Below are 17,690 nucleotides of genomic sequence, written 5' to 3'. Positions count from 1 at the left end.
GCTTCAACCCAGCTTGCGCTTCGCCTGCCGCTCGATGAGGCGGTTATAGGCGAGCATGATGACGAGATTGGCGACAAGCACGATGATCGCGATGGTCGCACCGAGCGGCCAGTTCAGCTCGATCAGGAACTCGTCGTAGACAAGTGTTGCCGCCATTTTCAGCCGCCGACCGCCAAGCAGGCCGGGGATGGCAAACGAGCTTGCCGAGAGTGCAAAGACGATGAGGCTGCCCGAGAGGATGCCGAGAGCCGCCTGCGGAAAGACGACGCGACGAAGGGCGGTGAAGCGCGAGGCGCCGAGGGTGAGCGCTGCCGCCTCGACCGTCGGGTCGAGTTTCTGCAGAACGGTCCAGACGGGGATGACCATGAACGGCAGCATGATATGGACGAGACCGATGACGATCGCCGTCTCGGTGTAGAGAAGCTGCACCGGGTCAAGGCCGACAATGGCAAGCGCGCTGTTTACAAAGCCGTTCTTGCCGAGCAGCATGCTCCAGCCGAAGGTGCGCACCACCACAGAAACAAGCAGCGGGCCGATGATCACGAGCAAGAAGATCGACCGCCAGGGCTTGCGCATGTTCGAGAGGACGTAGGCCTCCGGCACACCGATCGCCACCGCGATGACCGTCGTCAGAAGCGCAAGCCGCAATGTCCGCCAGAAGGTCGAGAGATAATATTCGTCCTGCAACACCGTGAGGTAGTTGGCGAAGGTGAAGTCGCTCTGGATCCCGGCGGTATAGTCATAGCTGTTGAAGGAGAGGATCACCGTCAACAGAAGCGGCAAGAGCACGAGGCCGATGAAGAACAGGGTGGTCGGCCCGGAAAGAGCCAACGGCGCGAGCTGGCGCGGCTTGATGGCGGAGGTACCGGCGCTCATCACTTGGCCGCTCCCGCCAGCACACGACAATCGGCACTCTGCCAGGCAAGCCCAACGGTTTCGCCTTCCATCGGCGGCGGCGCACCGAGATTGGGAACAGCAACGGCAAGAACGCCCGCCGGTGTCTCGGCGCTGACCAGCCATTGGCTCCCCATGAAATAGCGTGTCGTCACTTTGCCCTGGATCTGGCCCTCGCCCGGCTCGGTCAATCGGAGCTTTTCCGGGCGGATGAAGATCGAGACTTTGCCATCCGGCTCGCGGCGGTCGGTGTTGAAGCGGATCGGCGTGTTGTCGATGCAGATCGACGCGCCCTTGCCGTTGAAGGACGAGGTCGCACACATGAAGTTGGACTTGCCGACGAAGGACGAGATGAAGTCGTTGCGGGGATGCTCATAGAGTTCGTAAGGCGTATCGACCTGGGTGATGCGCCCCTTCTCCATGACGACGACGCGATCGCTGATCGACAGCGCTTCAGCCTGATCATGGGTCACCATGATCGTCGTGATGCCGACGGTCTGCTGGATGCGGCGCAATTCGAACTGCATCTCCTCGCGAAGCTGCGCATCGAGGTTCGATAGCGGCTCGTCAAGCAAAAGCACCGGCGGATTGATGACAAGCGCCCGGGCAATCGCCACGCGCTGGCGCTGCCCGCCCGACATCTCGCGCGGGTAGCGATCGGCAAGCGCCGAGAGATGGACCAGCGACAGGATCTCCTTGATCCGTTTGTCGCGCTCCGGTTTTGCGACCTTGCGCATTTCGAGGCCGAAGGAAACATTCTGCGCCACGGTCATATGGGGGAAGAGCGCATAGCTCTGGAAGACTACGCCCAGTTCGCGTTGCGGCGGCGGCAAATGAGTGATGTCGCGCCCGCCCATGGTTATCGTGCCCGAGGAGGGACGCACGAGCCCGGTGATCATCTGCAGGGTCGTCGTCTTGCCGCAGCCCGAGGGCCCGAGCAGCGAGATAAACTCGCCCTTTTCGACCTCCAGATCGAAATCATGAACGGCTGCGACCGATCCATAATACTTGGAGACCTTCTCAAGGTTCAGGAAACTCATGCTCATTCTCCCCTGGGTCGCTACCCCTGAGATCGCCTGCCCCATTTTTCTTGTCGGCGATCCCGGCGGCTGCGACACGTCGTCAACCATCGAACCTTCCTTCAGGCGTTGAGATCTCCGGCGTACGCGAGTGCACCGATAAAGGCACGGTTTCGCTCTCGGAATAGCCTCTCGGCTATTCACGTCTGGCACATCCACCCCTTGAAGAAGGCTTGTGTGAATTAACTCCAGGAAATTGACGAAAAACACAAATGCAATTTTCTATTTCGGAATTTTTTGTTAGAAAAATCCGATATACGGAATTATGCCACGCAGATTTTGAAAGATTTTCGCAAATGTCGGAATCAGAGAACGCCGGAAGCTCCAGCCTCACCAAGGCGATCCACATCCTGAAAGACCTCGCAGATAACGCGAGCGAGGGTGTGCGGGTCATCGATCTCGCGCGGAGGCTGAATCTCAGCCAGCCATCGGCGCATCGGCTATTGAAGACCCTGATTGCCGAAGGCCTCGTGGAGCAAATGCCAGAGGGGAAATCCTACCGCCTGTCGCTGGAGTTCTTCTCGATCGCCTCGCAGGCGCGCAGGCGAGAAGGCATCCTCGACATCGCCCGGCCGTCGCTCTTGAGGCTGTCCGCCACCTTCAACGATACGGTCTTTCTGCTGGTGCGCAGCAATTTTGACGCAATCTGCCTCGACCGCGTCGAGGGTCCCTTCCCGATCCGCTCCTTTACCGGCGACATCGGTGGCAAGGTGCCGCTCGGCATCGGCCAGGGCAGCATCGCCATCCTCGCCCACCTGCCAGAGGAAGAACGCGAGGCGATCATCAAGTTTAATATGCCTCGCATCATGGACCGGGCGGCGATCGACGAGGTGGACCTGCGCATCAAGATCGAGGAGGTCAGGCGGATCGGCGCAGCCCAGATGAATTTCGAGATGATCGAGGGCATGGCTGGGCTCGGCGTGCCGGTTCTTGACCGCAACGGCATCGCCGTCGCCTCCTTGAGCATCGGCACGCTGGCATCGCGCCTGACGGAAACGCGAAGCGGCACGATCACCGATCTCTTGAAGGCAGAGGCGCAAGCGATCAGCAGTAAGCTCAATCCCTTCGACCCGACCCTACGTTATCCGGCCTCCGCCTTGCGGGCCGCGCAGAAGGGCTGAACCTTTAGGAACATGCGACTGAACTACGGGCGGTACCTGCTTTCCGGGGGCTCGCTGACTGTGATGGAAATTGCAAATATCACAGGCTTCGCGGACACAGCGCACTTCTCGCGTGAGTTTCGCAAAGCGTTCGGAGACACGCCGAGCGCGTTCCGCGCATCAGAACGCACCAACGAGCATCAACTGGTAGCTGAAACTGTTGGGCGCCGAGCTAATGCTTCAGGATCTGACCGAGAAACAGCTTGGTCCGCTCGTGTTTTGGATTGTCGAAGAAATCATCGGGCCTAGCCTCCTCGAGAATCTGTCCCGAGTTCATGAAGATTACGCGATCTGCGACGGCCCTGGCGAACCCCATCTCGTGGGTGACGCAGACCATCGTCATGCCGTCCTTTGCCAGGCTTGTCATGGTATCAAGGACTTCGGACACCATCTCGGGGTCGAGCGCGGATGTCGGTTCGTCAAACAGCATCACGGCCGGCTGCATGCAGAGCGAGCGCGCGATCGCGACGCGCTGCTGTTGGCCGCCGGAAAGCTGGATTGGAAACTTGTGGGCCTGTTCCGGGATGCGTACCCGATCGAGGAATGTGAGCGCCCTTGCCCGCGCCTCCGCTTCCGGCACGCCGTTGATCCACATCGGTCCGACCATGCAGTTCATCAGCACGGTCATGTGCGGGAAAAGGTTGAAGTGCTGGAACACCATGCCGACGTTGCGGCGCACGTCCGAGACATTGCGCATCTTCGGATGCAGGTTGATGCCGTTGACGACGATCTCACCTTCCTGGTGCGCTTCCAAGCGGTTGAAGCACCGGATCAAGGTAGATTTGCCGGATCCGGACGGACCGCAAATCACGATGCGTTCGCCCTTGCGGACCGTCAGGTTGATGTCGGTCAGCACCTGGAAGGCGCCGTACCACTTGGAAACATTTTTGACGTCGATGATGGTCTCGGCGCTCATCTGACCTTGCTCCTGGCATAGTGACGTTCGATGCGGGACTGGATCAGCTCGAGAACGATAGACATCGTCCAGTAGAGCATGGCGGCTGATATGAGCATTTCCATATGCTGGAAGGTCTTCTGGCCGAGCGTCCGTGCGAGAAACATGAGCTCCCAGACACCGATGACGGAGACCAGCGAGCTGTCCTTCAGCATGGAAATGAACTGGTTACCGGTCGGCGGGATGATGACCGGCAACGCCTGAGGCAGGATGACCTTGCGCATCGTCAGCCCGAAGCCGAAGCCGATAGAGCGCGACGCCTCCCACTGGCCGCGGTCGATGCTCTGGATGCCGGAGCGGAAGATTTCCGTCATGTATGCGCCGTAGCAGAGCGAAAGTGCCAGAATACCGGCCGGCACCGCGTCGATGATGAAGCCGAGCTGCGGCAGGCCGAGATAGATCAGATAAACCTGCATCAACAGCGGCAGACCGCGAAAGAAGGACGTGTAGAAGCTCGCAATCGCATAGGCGAAGCCGTTGGTCGAGAGCTTGGCCACGGCGCCAAGGATGGCGATCGCCGAGGCAATCACAATCGAGATCGCCGAAACATAGACCGTCGTCACCAGCCCTTGCGTGATGAGGAACGGCAACTTTTCCTCTATGAAGGGCAGGCTGAGATCGAAGGTCTGGAAGAAGGCGAGGAACAGCGCCAGCAACTCGAGCCAGACGACCACGATCTGGACCCTGAGGCTCGCAAAGCCGATCAGGACGATGTTGAGGCAGAAGAGCACCGCCACGACGAAGGCGGTCGCAAAGCGGCCGTAGAATCCGCTTTCGAGCGGCTCGCCGATCACTGGCCGCATCAGTTCGCCCATCGTTGTGCCGGTCAGGCCGAAGGCCGTGAAGGCAATGAGGACGGCAGCGAACATGCTGGCCACGAACCATGGTTTGTGGACGAGTATTTCGGACTCGACAGTATCGGGATAAAGCATCTTTGGTCCCTTTGGACAACGTGCGGTCCGGCTGCCCGGACCGCCAGACATGGCTGCCTTACTTCACGACGGTGTAGTCGACGCCGTACCATTTCTCCGACAGCTTGCTCAGCGTGCCATCGTCCTGCATCGCCTTGATCGCTTCGGCGATCTTGTCGCTCAGCTCCTTGTCGCCGTGTTCGACGGCGACTGCGAGCGGTTCGTAAAAGACCGGGTCGCCAACCTGCTTGATCGGATAGCCGGCCTTGATTGCGTCGCGAATGCTGGGCAGCGACGATACGACTGCGTCGAGCCGCACGCCGTCACCGAGGCGCAAATCATCGAATGCGGTCGTCGAGTTGGCGTAGGACTTCACCTCTTTCGGCTTGAAGGTGTATTCGAAGGCAGGTGCGCCAGCAGCGTCGAGGGTCAGATCCTGTTTGGCATAGGCTTCGAAGGTGGACGTCGCCGTCGCGCCGACGACCTTGTCGTCCAGATCGATCAGGCCGACCACAGGGCTGTCCTTGTGCACGGCCACGGCGGCCGGGGTGTAGTAGTAGACGGCCGGGAAATCGAAGACCTTGGCACGCTCCTTTGTCGGCGTCATCGAGCCGACATGCATGTCCCAGCGCCCCTGCCAATTGCCGGCCGTGATGATGTCCCAGCCGGGGGTAACAAACTCGACACCGACACCCAACCGCTTGGCGAGTTCCTTGGCGACATCGACATCGAAGCCGTCCATCTCGTTCTTTTCGTTCATGAAGGACTGCGGCGCCCAGTTGGCGTCGGTCGCTACCTTCAGTGTCTTTGCATCGAGCACGTGGTCGAGTACGGCACCGGCGTGGGCCGGAACGATCGCGAGCGACAAGGCAAACGATGCCGCCGCGGTGAGTTTTGCGAATGTGTTCATGTTGTCGTTCCCTTTTTCGTTCTGGTTTTTGACAGGGTCCTCTTCCTGCCATCGGGTTGATCTTGAGTTCTGAGCCCGCCATCCGTCTTCCGGCGATACGAGGTAGCGCGGCGCTGCCCCTTCCTAAAAAACGTGGAAGTCAGCGCTCTCCTTTTTCAGCCATCTCGTCGCGGACGCGCCGGGCCACACGGAACGCTTCGACGCCTGCGGGAATGCCGCAATAGATCGCGATCTGGACGAGTGCTGCGCGAAGCTCTTCGTCGGTCAAACCGTTGCGGATCGCCCCGCGAAAGTGGACGCCGAATTCGTGCATGCGGTTGAGCGCTGCAAGCATTCCGAGGTTCAGTAGGCTGCGGCTCCTCAGATCGAGGCTTTCGTCCGTCCAGACGGTGCCCCAGCAATGTTCGTTCAACAGATCCTGAAAGGGCCGCGAGAAGGCATCGCTGCTGCCGATTGCCCCATCGACATAGCCATCGCCGAGCACCTGGCGCCGGATGGCCTCTCCCCTTGCTCGCAGTGCCTCATCCATCGACCGTCTCCCCCTGGCTCATGAACTCGCCCATCAGCGTTGCCACGACGTCGGGCGCCTCGATCAAGATGGAATGGCGAAGGCCCGGCAGGATACGAAGCTCGGACCCGGGAATGCGCTCGTGCATGTAGCGCGCCATGCGCGGGTTGGAGCCGGCATCGTCTTCGCCGGTAGCAATCAGCGTTGGGCATCGGATCTGGTCGAGAAAGCCGCCGAAATCCGTTTCCGCCAACACACGATAGGCTGCCGCGTAGCAGTCGGGATCGTTTTCGGCATCCCGCGCCCTTAGCCGTTGGATCACCTGCGGGTTGTTCTCCTGGAACTCTTCCGTCAGCCAGCGCGACAGCGAGGCATTGTGATGGTCGGCAGGCGTTCCGTCTCTGAGGGCGGCGAGGCGGTCGAGAACCCGCTCACGCTCGGCCGGCGTGCGGCCGGCGACGGTCGCCAAGAGCGCCAGCCTGCGCAGACGTCCAAGGTGGGTCAGAGCGAGACGCTGGGCGATCAGGCCGCCCAGCGAAAAGCCTGCAAGATTGAAGGTCGGGAAGCCCGCTGCGTCGGCAAGCCCCAGCGTCTCGTTGACGAAGTCGTCGATCTCGTAGCGGCCCTTGACCCGGCTGGAGCGGCCATGACCACGAAGGTCGAATGTCAGGATCGTGAACCGGTCCTTCAAACGTTCGACCACGCCCGACCACGCTTCGAGATAGGAGCCGACGCCGTGGATGCAGACGAGCGGTTCGCCTTCTCCCTCGATGCGGTAGTTGAGCGTCACCTCTCCGACGGTATGGCGCTGAGCTCCTGCCATGTTCAGGCACCCACCGCGATACGCTTCTGTTCCTTCTCACGGGCCGCGAAGAAGGGCATGATTTCGCTGACAAATAGCTCCAGCGTCCGCTTCTGCAGCTCGAACGGCAGATTGAAGGTCAGGCCCAGGCAATACTGGTCCACACCGGCGGCCTCATAGACCAACAGCTTCTCGATCGCTTCGTCCGGCGTGCCGAACATCAGGTTCTTGCGGATGTTGTCCGGATTGTAGTTGTCCTTGCCCTTGACCGCTTCGTAGGGCACTGCCTCGGGGAAGCCGTTGTGCACCGTGCCGATATTCTGCATGAGGTTTTCGAAGGCGCGGCCGTAGTCCATGCTGTGCTTGACGGCACGTTCCCACCCATCCGGCCGGTCGTAGACGCAGGTGCGGCGCTGCATCATAAAGCGCGGGCGCGGCACCTCCGGATGATCGGCGACCGCCTTGCGAAATTTCTCGGAGAGCACGTGGATTTCGGCTTCCGGCGCGGAGAGCGGCGTCGATAGGATACTGGCGCCGTTTGCGATCGCCCAGTCGAAGGTTCCGGGATCGCGCGCCGCCACCCAGATAGGCGGGTGGGGTTGCTGCAGCGGCTTCGGCACTGCCGCCGTGACCGGAAACTTCCAGTATTGTCCCTCATGGGCATAGTCGCCGGACCAGAGCTTCTTCACGGCCGGCACGATCTCCTTCATGTAGGCCACCCCCTCCTGCTGCGGAATACCACCCGCCATACGGTCGAACTCGTACTGGTAGGAACCGCGCGCGATCCCGAACTCAAGGCGGCCATTGGTCAGGTGATCGCAGAGCGCCGACTCGCCGGCGAGCCGGATGGGATTCCAATAGGGCGCGACCAGAGTGGAGGTGCCAAGCCGGATGCGATCCGTGTGCTGCGCGAGCCAGACCAGCGTCTGGAACGGATTGGGGGAGATCGTGCATTCCAGCGTATGGTGTTCTGCAGTCCACAGCGTTTCGAAGCCGCCTTCGTCGGCAAGCCGCGCGAGTTGCAGCAAGTTGCTCTTGACCTGCTCCATCGGAGTATCGGGGGAGAAGCGTTCCATCGTGAGGGAGACTGCGAACTTCATGTTTTCTGCCTTTCCTGTGCCCGTGCTTTTGCTGTCACTTCAGACGGATGACGAAGGGGTCCTGCATCGCGCCGGAGTAGTCGACGATGACGTTCTTCAACCGCGAGAACTCGTGCATGACCTCGAACCCGCCGCGCCGGCCGTAGCCGCTTTCTTTGAAGCCGCCGTTGGCAGACATGAAAGACGCGGAGCGGTAGGTGTTAATCCAGACGGTCCCGGCATCGATCCGGTTGGCGAACCGCAGCGCCCGGTCGATGTCCTTTGTCCAGATGCCGGAAGCCAAGCCGTATCGCGTATCGTTGGCGAGCCGGATCATCTCTTCCTCGTCGCGGAACGGCATGACGCCGACCACCGGACCGAAGAGTTCGTCGCGCATGAAGGTCATGTCGTTTTGCGCATCAACCATCACTGTCGGCTCGAAATACCAGCCCCCTGACGAAAGCCCTTGCCGCTGCGGACGCCGCCCGCCGGCGGCAACGCGCGCCCCTTCCTTGACGCCGGAGGCCACGTAGGATTCAACCTTGGAGAGCTGATCGGCGAGCGCGAGCGGACCGATGTCGGTGTCCTCGACCGCCGGGAGACCGACCCGTATGCGTTGCGTTCGGGCGACGAGCGCCTCAACGAAGCGATCGTAGATGCGCTCCTCGACGAAGCAGCGGGAGCCGGCAACGCAAGTCTGGCCAGCGGCTGCGAAGACCCCGGAGACGACGCCGTTGACCGCATGTTCGATATCGACATCACCAAAGACGACGTGAGGCGACTTGCCGCCAAGCTCCATCGAGCACGGAACAAGGTTCTGCGCGGCGTTGCCGGCGATGCGCCGGCCGGTGGCCGTGCTGCCTGTGAAGACGTATTTCGCAACGCCAGGATGACGCGTCAGCGCCTCACCGGCGCTCTGGCCCGTACCCGTCACGACATTGACGACGCCGGCGGGAAAGCCCGCCTCGTGGATCAGTTCCGCAAGCGCGAAGGTCGAGGCGGTCGCATGTTCCGAGGGCTTGATGACGACCGTATTTCCGATCGCCAGGCACGGCGCCAGCGTGCCGGTCAGAAGCATCAACGGCGAATTCCACGGCGTGATCATGCCGACGACGCCCAAGGGTTCGCGCAGGTTGAAGTTCAGCGTATCGAGACGATTGATTGGAATGGTCTCGCCCTGCAGCTTGTCGGCCATGCCCGCGAAATAGTGGTAGCTGTCTGGCATCGAGCGCATCTGCGCCCGGGTTTCCTTGAGAAGCTTGCCGTTGTCGCGCGTCTCGATCTCCGCCAGCCTATCGGCATTGGCGCGAACAAGTTCGGCGAGACGGCGCATCAGCGCGCCGCGATCGGTCTGCGTCATCCGGCGCCAGGCCGGGTCGCGGAAGGCGGCGGCGGCAGCAACGACGGCTGCCCCGACATCGTCCGCACCTGCTTCAGCAAAATGATACCAGGGCTCGCCCGTCGTCGGGTCGAAACTGGCGATGTAGTTGCCGTTCTTCGGTGCGACGAACTGGCCGCCGATGAACAGCAACTGGCGCGAACCCTCGATGGAATTGACCGTCGTCTTCATTTCATTGTCCTTGGTCTTGGGAGGTCTGAAGCCAGGTGCGAGCTTCGCCGTCGATCATCGCCACACGGCCGCCATCGTCGGAATCCATGTAGATGCCGAACCGGCCGGCTTGCCGCTCGCGCACGTAGCGGCGCAACATGGACCGCAGTTCGTGCGTCGCGATCGTATCGTCAGGAAGATCGTCGAGCGGGAAGAAGCGCAGATCGGATGGCAGGCTCGTGCCGGCGCCGCCCTCACCCGCCAGCCGTGCGCGATAGACCAGGTAGCCCGGATCGCTGTCGGCGACATCGAAGACCGAGTAAAGGAAGGTCTCGTCCGGGACGAGGCTGAGCGCGTCGCCACCGTCGATGACGAGCTGGCTGTCCGCTTTGCGGCGCCGTGCTGACGGCAGAACCCAGCCGCCCTTGCCATCCGAACGCAGCAGCAAGCCTTCACCGGCCTCGATCAGATAGCCGATGATCATCCCATGCGACGCAAGCCAGCCGTTTGGCAGCGGGTCCTTCACACTGGCATAGCGGCCGCGGCAAAAGCCGAGCGGTGCGGTGGGGCTGGTGCCGAATGCACGAACCTGGCCGATCAGGATTGCATGGTCGCCAGCGTCCACGGTGTTGTAAGTCGTGCAATCGAACCAGGTCAGGCTGTCAGTCAGGACCGGCGCGCCCGTGTGGATATGATCGTGGGTCACCGACTGGAATTTGTCGGGGGATTTCGAGGCAAAGTTTCCCGAGACGTCGACCTGTCCTTCATGGAGGATATTGACCGCAAAACATCCCGAATTCGTGAAGGCAGGAAAGCTCGACGCGGATTTCGCGACGCAGACCAATAGCAGCGGCGGATCGAGCGAAACCGACGTGAAGGAATTCGCCGTCATTCCACGCGGCGTGCCGTCTTCGTCGCGGGTGGTGATGACGGTGACACCGGTTACAAACGTGCCGAAGGCGCGACGAAGCGCAATCGGATCAATCGGCACGTCCGTCGATGCTGCTGTCTCAACCATGCGCTTCTCGCCTCCTCACCATCAAGTTGGTTGCAGGCTAACGCCGTGATGGCGACCGTGCTTCCATGGCTTCAAAGGAGGAGCGAAGGAACTTCTCCATCGATCCCGAGGAGACGATCAAAGGCGCAGAAGATCGGTGGCGACGAGGTCACAAGGCGATACTTGGCCGATGAAGATAAGCTAACTGCTGGCGGTAGAGCGGTTGTCGATGACGCCGTGCAGGCGGATCGCGAGCTCGACGGCAAAGCGCTTTTCCGGCGTCTCGACATCGACGCCGAACAGTTCCTGGATGCGCGCCAGCCGATAGCGCAGCGTCGTCACATGCAGGCCCATAGCATCGGCACAGGCCTGATTGCGGCAACCTTCCTGCAGATACACCGACAGGGTTTCGAGGTAAGGAGTACCGTTGTCACGGTCGTGATCGGCAATGGCGCCCACGCTCTCCTGCACGAAGCCGCGCACGTCGCCCGCCTCGCAGGCGGCGACCAGCATCGGCAGCGGGCCGAAATCCTGGGCGGAGACCGCCCCGGTCAGGCCGAATGAACGCCCGATGCGGATCATCCGGGCGCAGCGCTCCCAGGCTGGCGGATAGTCGGAAAGGGCCGCACACCGATTGCTGGCGACGACGATAGGTGCCTCGTCGAAATAGCGGCCGAGTTCCTCGGCGATACGCCGCGCGAGCTTTGTCGTGCGCTCTTGCCGCTTACCCGTATCATGAGGGACGAGGCAGACGACGCCGCCCTCGACCGCGATTAGGTTTGCCTGAACGGATGCCTGCTGCATGACACGCGAGAGCGTGTGCTCCACATCGACAGAAGCGCCGCCAAATGCCTTCGTCTTGTCCGGAAAATCGACGACGATCATCTGCTGAGCCGTTGAGAAGCTGAGCCCGAGCCGTTGAGCTCGCTGGGCGACATCACCGGCATTACGCCACCGCGCCTCCACGATCTCGAAAAAGAGTTCGGTCTGCGTCCGCGTCTCGAAGCGAAACCGGATGAAGCTTCGCATCATCTGCACGCTCAATGCAAACTTGGCGCTGTCGAGCATCAGGAGATCGAGATCGCTGAATTCGCGGGTCGTCGGGAAGATGATGAGCGCGCCAACCAGTTGATTGTCGACCATCAGCGCTTCGATGCGGGCCGTTATTTTGAACCGTTGCGTGCCGTCGTCGAGGTAGAGGCTCACGGCGTCGGCCGTCCCGCGCTCGACGGCATCACGGGCCGCCTTCATCAGCGGCCGGCTAAGAACGGTAGCGGCCGCCTGCTGCCAACCAGCCTCGTCGTAAAGTGCGTTCGGCGACCGGCCAGCAACGACCTGATTGGCCGTGAAATCAACGACGACGGCCGGGTTCGGCAACATCTTCCCGACCATGCTGGAAAGCGATGCGACCGACCCGTCGCTCAACACATGTTCGAGCAGCGACGTATGCGCCTCCAGCGCGCGTTCCAGCCGCTGGGCGGATCGTTTCTCGGCTTCGAGACGGTGTTCCCGTTCGACGGCGATGGCGCCAAGGTGGATGATCGTGCCGAGAAAAGCGAGGTCGTCCTCCGACACCTCGGTCACCTCGCGGGCGATGACGCTGAGCACCATCGGGCGACCCTCGGCATCCCTGCAGTTCATCGGCATGACGAGCACTGTTCGATAGTCGCGCTCGAAGGCCTCTTTTCTGTAGCCCGGAAACTCGCCCGACGCACGCGCGTCCCTGATATAGACGGGCTCATTGCGCTGCAAGGCGATCAGAGAGGGGCTGGTCGCCAGCTCCCATTTGTCGGGCAGTTGCCGCTCGATCAGCGTTGGATCATGGCGCACGATGACATAGGCATACCCATGCGCTGCGTCGATGCCCATGATCGAGCCTAGGGCCCAGTTCGCATGGCGGCATGCAGCGGCGATCAGCTGCTGTAATGCCGTCTGAAGATCGCTACCGCTGTTAATCTGGCTCGCAATGTCGCGGAGCGACAATATCCGGGACTTCTGATCCAACTGCCTGGCCTCTTGATTTCTATCAATCAAGATGCGCGCCGGTAGTGGACAAGTCTACTTCGTTTCGATGGATATCTTCGGCCAAACTTTCTTTGAAAGGTAGTATCTTCAACGCCAAGTTCGCGGTCATCGAACTGTCGATGACCACGAAGCAGCGCCGGCTTTTTCGAGCACTGAGATCGCCAGAACCTTCGCGCCGGTCTTGATGGAAACCTCCGGGGCCGGAGCGAAAAATGGCGAATGATTGGAGGGAACGGGCCTGTTCTCTTGGCTGGCTTTTTCAACCTGTTCGGGTGAGGTCCCGCCAACCCAATAAAAAATGGAAGGCACACCCGCTTCTATAAACTCGGGATAGGTCTCGACGCCCAACGTCGGCTGGACTTCGGTCGGGACGTAGACGACGCCGTCAAAGGACGCATCCAATGCCGGCCTGACGTCGCCGATCAGCTCTGACGAGTTCGTGCCGGCCACAGCGCCTCCGCCGATGCGCAACAGTTCGGGTTCCGGCGCCATGGCCGATTGCGCCGTCGTTTTGGCGACGCGCTGCATCGACTCCAGCAGCAGCTTGCGCGTCTCCGGCGTGGTCGAACGCATGGTCAACTTCAGCTTGGCCTGATCGGGGATGATGTTGCCCGCAGTCCCCGCCTGAAAACTTCCCACCGTAATCACTCCCGGTTCGCGCGGATCCTTCTCACGGCTCACAACAGCCTGGATATCGGTGACGAAACGGGCCCCCAGGACGATCGGATCGATCGAGAGATGCGGAGCGCTGCCATGCGCCCCGCGACCCATGAAGGTGAGGTCGAACGTATCGGAGTTCCCGCTGAAGGCACCGTCCTTCACCGTGATTTTGCCGGCAGGATCACCATTCACGTGCATGGCGAAGCCGAAATCCGGCTTCGGAAACTTCTCGAACAGGCCGGCCCTGAGCATGGCCGTTGCGCCGCCCCCGATTTCTTCGGCCGGCTCACCGACGAGGAGCAGCGTTCCATGCCAATCATCCTTCATCTCGACCAGCAATTGGGCCGCCCCAAGCCATGACGCCATATGGATATCATGGCCGCAGCTATGGGCGACAAAGACCTTTGCCGTCTCATCTGCGTTTCCAGGCCATTGGGTTGCCGGCACCTGTACGCGGCTGGCGTAATCGAGCCCGGTCTTTTCCTCCATCGGCAGCGCATCGAGTTCGGTTCGCAGCATGATCGTCGGGCCGTCGCCATTCCTAAAGACACCGACCAGACCTGTACCCACACCGAAGCCGACGGTCACATCGAAGCCAAGCGTCTCCAATTCTGCTGCCAGACGCTTTGCCGTCCGTGTCTCATGAAAGCCGAGTTCAGGATTGGCATGGAGTTCCTTGTAGACCTTCTCGAGTTCCGGATACTTCTGGTCGATGAGCCTATCGAGCCGTGCGCTCGCAGCGTAAGCTGTGCCCGCGGAAAGCTGCAGGACAAGCATCAAAGCGGTCGTGTTCGCCAGTAACGTCTTCATTTGGTTCCCTTCCATCTGGTGGTCGCCTGTTGGCGGAGCCATGATGGGCGGGCGCAGAGACGGGCGCATTCTCACGGACAGAGGAAGACCGATGCCATTTTTTCTCCACTCGGAACAAAGGCCCGAAATTTCCTCCAAAAAGAAGACGATCTAGATTTCGCTCATTGAGCGGAGTCGTTCAACGCGGGGATCTCCTTGTCTTTGCAGCAACGACCGGTGCCCACTTCCTCGAAACAGAGGAAGAAATGCCCAGGCGAGCCGGTAAGTTGTCGCAAGTTTCCACTATCAGCGGCGTCCCAATGACACTCGGCATCCGAAAAATTTGCACCTTCCTGGAAGAAACCCTTATCGAAGGCGGCAAGATAGCGCCGCGCCCGGTCAACATCGTCTTGGTGGCTGCAGTGATCCAGAACCCCTGGGCAGGGCGAGGCTTTGTCCAAGATCTGCGGCCGGAAATCACTCGCATCGCCGGTGAACTCAGCCAGGAGATGACGGACCGGCTGCTCCGCCAGATGCCTGCGGATAAGGTCGAGGCTTGCGGCAAGGCGGCAGCCGTCGGCATCGCCGGTGAGATCGAACATGCCTCCGCGATGATCCACACGCTGCGCTTCGGCAACCCCTTCCGCGAAGCGATCGGCGGCACAAACTACCTCGAATTTGCCAACACTCGTAATGCGCCGGGCGCTCTGTTGTCGCTGCCGATGATGCATAAGAGTGAGAACGGCAAACGATCGCATTTCCTTACCGCCAACTTCCAGATCGCCGACGCCCCCGGCCCCGACGAGATCATCGTTGCCATCGGCGCTTCCGATAGCGGTCGCGCGCACGCGCGCATCGCCGACCGCTTTCAAGACATCGCGGAGATGGAAGCAGAACAGGCGGCATTGCTCGGAAGCGTTTGAACGCAGACCAGCGCGCGATACCGCCTCAGGAGTTTGCCATGAGACTTGACGCGATCGACCTACGCATCCTCGAGGCCATTCAACGGGATGGCCGCATCACCAAGCTTGCGCTCGCAGAAAAGGCGGGCCTTTCTGCCACGCCCTGCTGGATGCGGCTACGCAAATTGGAAAAGGCCGGCATCATCAGCGGATATCATGCACGCCTATCTCTTCGCCGAGTCGCCCCGGTCGCAAGCGCCATGGTCGAGTTGACACTTGCCAGCCACCGCCAAGCCGACTTCGACCGTTTCGAGCGGGTTGTTCGCGACATTCCGGAAATCGTCTGCTGCTGGTCAGTCGGGGGCGGCGTTGACTATGTCCTAAAAATCGTCGCTGCCGACATCGACGCCTACCAGCGCCTGATCGACACGCTTCTCGACTGCGAACTCGGAATCGCCCGCTACTTCACCTACATCGTCACGAGGACCGTCAAGGAAGACCCAGTTGTTCCAGTGTCGTTGCTGGTGGCGAATTGAACTTGAGCAAAGAAAATCTCTCAAAGTCGGCACGGCTTCCAGGCGATCGTTTCTTGCTGCAGTTCGTGTCGTGTCGCCATAGTCTCGCTCGGAGACCAGCGTCGGGGAGCAGGAGATATCCCCCAACTTTAGCCGCCTGCAGTGAAATCAGATTGAACCCGCCCGTTGCACTGCAAGCACTGCCCATAAAGCGGCCCCCCGCAAATATGTCATGAAGATCAGCGACATGCGCGTGTGAGTGGCATCTGTCGACCCGGTTCTTTGCCGCCAAGCCATTGTGGCGCATTCTGGCGCTGCCACTTGAACCTTCTCATCCCGATGGATTGCGAATTGACTTCGCCTCTGCGCCGGGGCGTTCACCCTTTCGGAGCAATCGCGTCAAACGGCCTATAAGCAAGACTTTTTCTGCACCTCGCTCGCAGCCATCTTTTCTTGCTGAGATCCCGGAACGATTTCACGACGCGGGCGTTTCCACGGTGTCATGATCCCGTTTCTCCGATCAGGATCAGGCACAAGACTTCACCAATGTCCCCCAGTGAAGTCTCCTAGATAAGAGCCTCTGGCCTCGTCGTGCCCCCGACGGGGCCATGCTTTTTTCCACAACTCTTTTATCGGAAATCGTTCTGATGGGGGGCGATTGAGGCTTCAAGGCTTTGCGACGAATCGCAGAAAACGCGCTTTAAAACGTAGGGCGCCAGAAAATGTTCCGCCATGGGACTTCAGTCTGATAACCCCTTCGCAATGGTCCTAATACCGTAGCTGCGCAACCCCAGCCGCCCTAGATTTAGTTTTAGCCCATGGCCAGCTCCCCTGCGCGCTGCGGGCGAACAACGACACCAGGGCGGCCTATCGTCCCTTCGGTTCGCTCTGGTGTCGCTGATGATCGAAGAGACTCAGGATGTACGAGCAAGCCGAAAATTCTCGACAGGGCTTCCGATCGGAGTGATGCTCCTGGCGATGGTCGTCATCGGCGGCTACCTTTTCGTAGGCACCGCGCTCTCGAACACCCCTCGCCAACAAGTCGCCACTGTCCTTCCAACGCCGGTCGCCCGCTCGAATTAGGCTCTGGCGGAAACGGGGGATCAGCCATGAGACTTATGCACCTGGGACGAGCCCGCCTAGAGATGGCTTTACCCCGCCACCGCCCCCAGCTGTGCCAGGCGAGAGACCCTAGTCTGCTCGATCTCTTCGAGGCTTACGCGCTGGCCGCCTCGGCTCTTGACGATCTTTTGCAGGAGTACCCGACTCGTATTCAGCTGATCACCGAATATCAACAGATCTGCGCCGACTTGCAGACAGAGGTCGTCGTCCTGCGCACTCTCACGGATGAGCGACTGTTTCCATGATCGACCGCGGCCCAAGCCCATGCCATTACGAAGGGACAGGGTTTTCCCTGTCGCACCAAGGGATCGAACCCTGACAAACGAGTACAGCGGAGGGTCGAGCCATGACCGAACGACGCCAGATGGACGCCAGCGAAATAGTGTTCGACGTCCTCGAAGTAGGCTGCGACATTTGCGCTGTCGGCCACGACAGCTACGTAATTGGCGAAATCGACGAGCAGACCCAAGCGAGCAGAATGGAGTTGCCCCCAAAAGACCAGACATGCTCAGGTTTGAGATTGCGAGTTGATGAACTCGCGCGGTGATTGATATCCTAAAGCACTATGCGGGTGAAGATTGTTGTAATGCTCGAACCAGAACGGCAGTTGAGCGATGACTGTTTCAGCATCCGGGGTGGGGTTCACCGAGACGTAATCGCGCTTGAATGTTTTGACGAACGCCTCGGCCATGCCGTTCGACTGTGGGCTTCGCACCGGTGTCGTGCACGGTTCCATGCCGATCTCGCGGAGCAAGGATGCGGTGTCCTTGGCGATGAAGCAGGAGCCGTTGTCGGTGAGCCATTCGATGGGTTCGGACAACATATTGATGCGG

At 60.5% G+C, this 17,690-nt stretch carries 19 protein-coding genes; 6 read left to right on the top strand and 13 right to left on the bottom strand.

Features of this window, described 5'->3' with window-relative positions; all coding sequences use genetic code 11:
- Positions 1-3: 3 nt before the first annotated feature.
- Both BLU15_RS30685 and BLU15_RS30680 read right to left on the bottom strand, forming a co-directional pair.
- On the bottom strand, positions 4-876 hold the full coding sequence (locus tag BLU15_RS30685) for an ABC transporter permease (RefSeq protein WP_090300642.1): 873 nt from the start codon (positions 874-876) through the stop codon (positions 4-6).
- Positions 876-1,934 carry an ABC transporter ATP-binding protein gene (locus BLU15_RS30680; protein ID WP_060607897.1) on the bottom strand — a complete coding sequence of 353 codons (1,059 nt, stop codon included), beginning with the start codon at positions 1,932-1,934 and terminating at the stop codon, positions 876-878. The genes BLU15_RS30685 and BLU15_RS30680 overlap by 1 nt, the downstream gene beginning before the upstream one ends.
- A gap of 335 nt (positions 1,935-2,269) precedes the next feature.
- Between BLU15_RS30680 and BLU15_RS30675 the strand changes: the two genes are divergently transcribed.
- Positions 2,270-3,094: an IclR family transcriptional regulator gene (locus BLU15_RS30675; protein ID WP_060519046.1), complete on the top strand. Its 825-nt coding sequence runs from the start codon at positions 2,270-2,272 to the stop codon at positions 3,092-3,094.
- Between the two features lie 12 nt (positions 3,095-3,106).
- Positions 3,107-3,382, top strand: coding sequence for a helix-turn-helix domain-containing protein (locus BLU15_RS41000; protein ID WP_082566333.1), 276 nt, complete (start codon positions 3,107-3,109; stop codon positions 3,380-3,382).
- Here the strand turns inward: BLU15_RS41000 and BLU15_RS30665 are convergent.
- From BLU15_RS30665 to BLU15_RS30620, 10 genes are all read right to left on the bottom strand, one after another.
- Positions 3,306-4,049 (bottom strand): amino acid ABC transporter ATP-binding protein, encoded by a 744-nt coding sequence (locus BLU15_RS30665; protein WP_034799947.1) that lies wholly within the window; start codon positions 4,047-4,049, stop codon positions 3,306-3,308. The genes BLU15_RS41000 and BLU15_RS30665 overlap by 77 nt on opposite strands.
- A complete protein-coding gene (locus tag BLU15_RS30660; protein WP_034799945.1) occupies positions 4,046-5,020 on the bottom strand; it encodes an amino acid ABC transporter permease in 975 nt (324 codons plus the stop codon). The genes BLU15_RS30665 and BLU15_RS30660 overlap by 4 nt, the downstream gene beginning before the upstream one ends.
- Before the next feature lie 58 nt (positions 5,021-5,078).
- Positions 5,079-5,909 carry a transporter substrate-binding domain-containing protein gene (locus tag BLU15_RS30655; protein WP_060607905.1) on the bottom strand — a complete coding sequence of 277 codons (831 nt, stop codon included), beginning with the start codon at positions 5,907-5,909 and terminating at the stop codon, positions 5,079-5,081.
- 139 nt (positions 5,910-6,048) lie between these two features.
- Complete coding sequence (locus tag BLU15_RS30650; RefSeq protein ID WP_090300640.1) at positions 6,049-6,438, bottom strand: carboxymuconolactone decarboxylase family protein; 390 nt, start codon at positions 6,436-6,438, stop codon at positions 6,049-6,051.
- Positions 6,431-7,240, bottom strand: coding sequence for an alpha/beta fold hydrolase (locus BLU15_RS30645; RefSeq protein WP_090300638.1), 810 nt, complete (start codon positions 7,238-7,240; stop codon positions 6,431-6,433). Before BLU15_RS30645 ends, BLU15_RS30650 begins: the two co-directional genes overlap by 8 nt.
- A 2-nt stretch (positions 7,241-7,242) precedes the next feature.
- Positions 7,243-8,319 (bottom strand): LLM class flavin-dependent oxidoreductase, encoded by a 1,077-nt coding sequence (locus BLU15_RS30640; protein ID WP_090300637.1) that lies wholly within the window; start codon positions 8,317-8,319, stop codon positions 7,243-7,245.
- Between the two features lie 34 nt (positions 8,320-8,353).
- On the bottom strand, positions 8,354-9,868 hold the full coding sequence (locus BLU15_RS30635; protein ID WP_090300635.1) for an aldehyde dehydrogenase: 1,515 nt from the start codon (positions 9,866-9,868) through the stop codon (positions 8,354-8,356).
- Between the two features lies 1 nt (position 9,869).
- On the bottom strand, positions 9,870-10,865 hold the full coding sequence (locus BLU15_RS30630; protein ID WP_090300633.1) for a flavin reductase: 996 nt from the start codon (positions 10,863-10,865) through the stop codon (positions 9,870-9,872).
- 180 nt (positions 10,866-11,045) lie between these two features.
- The gene (locus BLU15_RS30625) at positions 11,046-12,848 is read right to left on the bottom strand and encodes a helix-turn-helix domain-containing protein (RefSeq protein ID WP_090300630.1); all 1,803 of its coding nucleotides are present in this window, start codon (positions 12,846-12,848) and stop codon (positions 11,046-11,048) included.
- A gap of 126 nt (positions 12,849-12,974) precedes the next feature.
- Positions 12,975-14,339, bottom strand: a complete 1,365-nt coding sequence (locus BLU15_RS30620; RefSeq protein ID WP_090300627.1) for an amidohydrolase — start codon at positions 14,337-14,339, stop codon at positions 12,975-12,977.
- A gap of 299 nt (positions 14,340-14,638) precedes the next feature.
- Here BLU15_RS30620 and BLU15_RS30615 point away from each other — a divergent pair, with 299 nt between their 5' ends.
- The 4 genes from BLU15_RS30615 (at position 14,639) to BLU15_RS30605 (ending at position 17,102) form a co-directional block, all read left to right on the top strand.
- Positions 14,639-15,241, top strand: a complete 603-nt coding sequence (locus tag BLU15_RS30615) for an amino acid synthesis family protein (RefSeq protein ID WP_090300625.1) — start codon at positions 14,639-14,641, stop codon at positions 15,239-15,241.
- 38 nt (positions 15,242-15,279) lie between these two features.
- Complete coding sequence (locus BLU15_RS30610; RefSeq protein ID WP_090300712.1) at positions 15,280-15,756, top strand: Lrp/AsnC family transcriptional regulator; 477 nt, start codon at positions 15,280-15,282, stop codon at positions 15,754-15,756.
- A gap of 879 nt (positions 15,757-16,635) precedes the next feature.
- Positions 16,636-16,818, top strand: a complete 183-nt coding sequence (locus tag BLU15_RS39125) for a hypothetical protein (protein WP_143034294.1) — start codon at positions 16,636-16,638, stop codon at positions 16,816-16,818.
- Positions 16,819-16,844: 26 nt separating this feature from the next.
- Positions 16,845-17,102 (top strand): hypothetical protein, encoded by a 258-nt coding sequence (locus BLU15_RS30605; protein WP_090300623.1) that lies wholly within the window; start codon positions 16,845-16,847, stop codon positions 17,100-17,102.
- A gap of 263 nt (positions 17,103-17,365) precedes the next feature.
- Here the strand turns inward: BLU15_RS30605 and BLU15_RS30600 are convergent.
- On the bottom strand, positions 17,366-17,690 hold a 325-nt coding region (locus BLU15_RS30600), incomplete at its 5' end, for an integrase core domain-containing protein (protein WP_143034293.1).

Source organism: Ensifer sp. YR511, assembly GCF_900103045.1.
Classification (GTDB): Bacteria; Pseudomonadota; Alphaproteobacteria; order Rhizobiales; family Rhizobiaceae; genus Ensifer; species Ensifer adhaerens.
The sequence above is the reverse complement of the archived record's forward strand: the minus strand, read 5'-3'. Positions and strand labels throughout refer to the sequence as shown.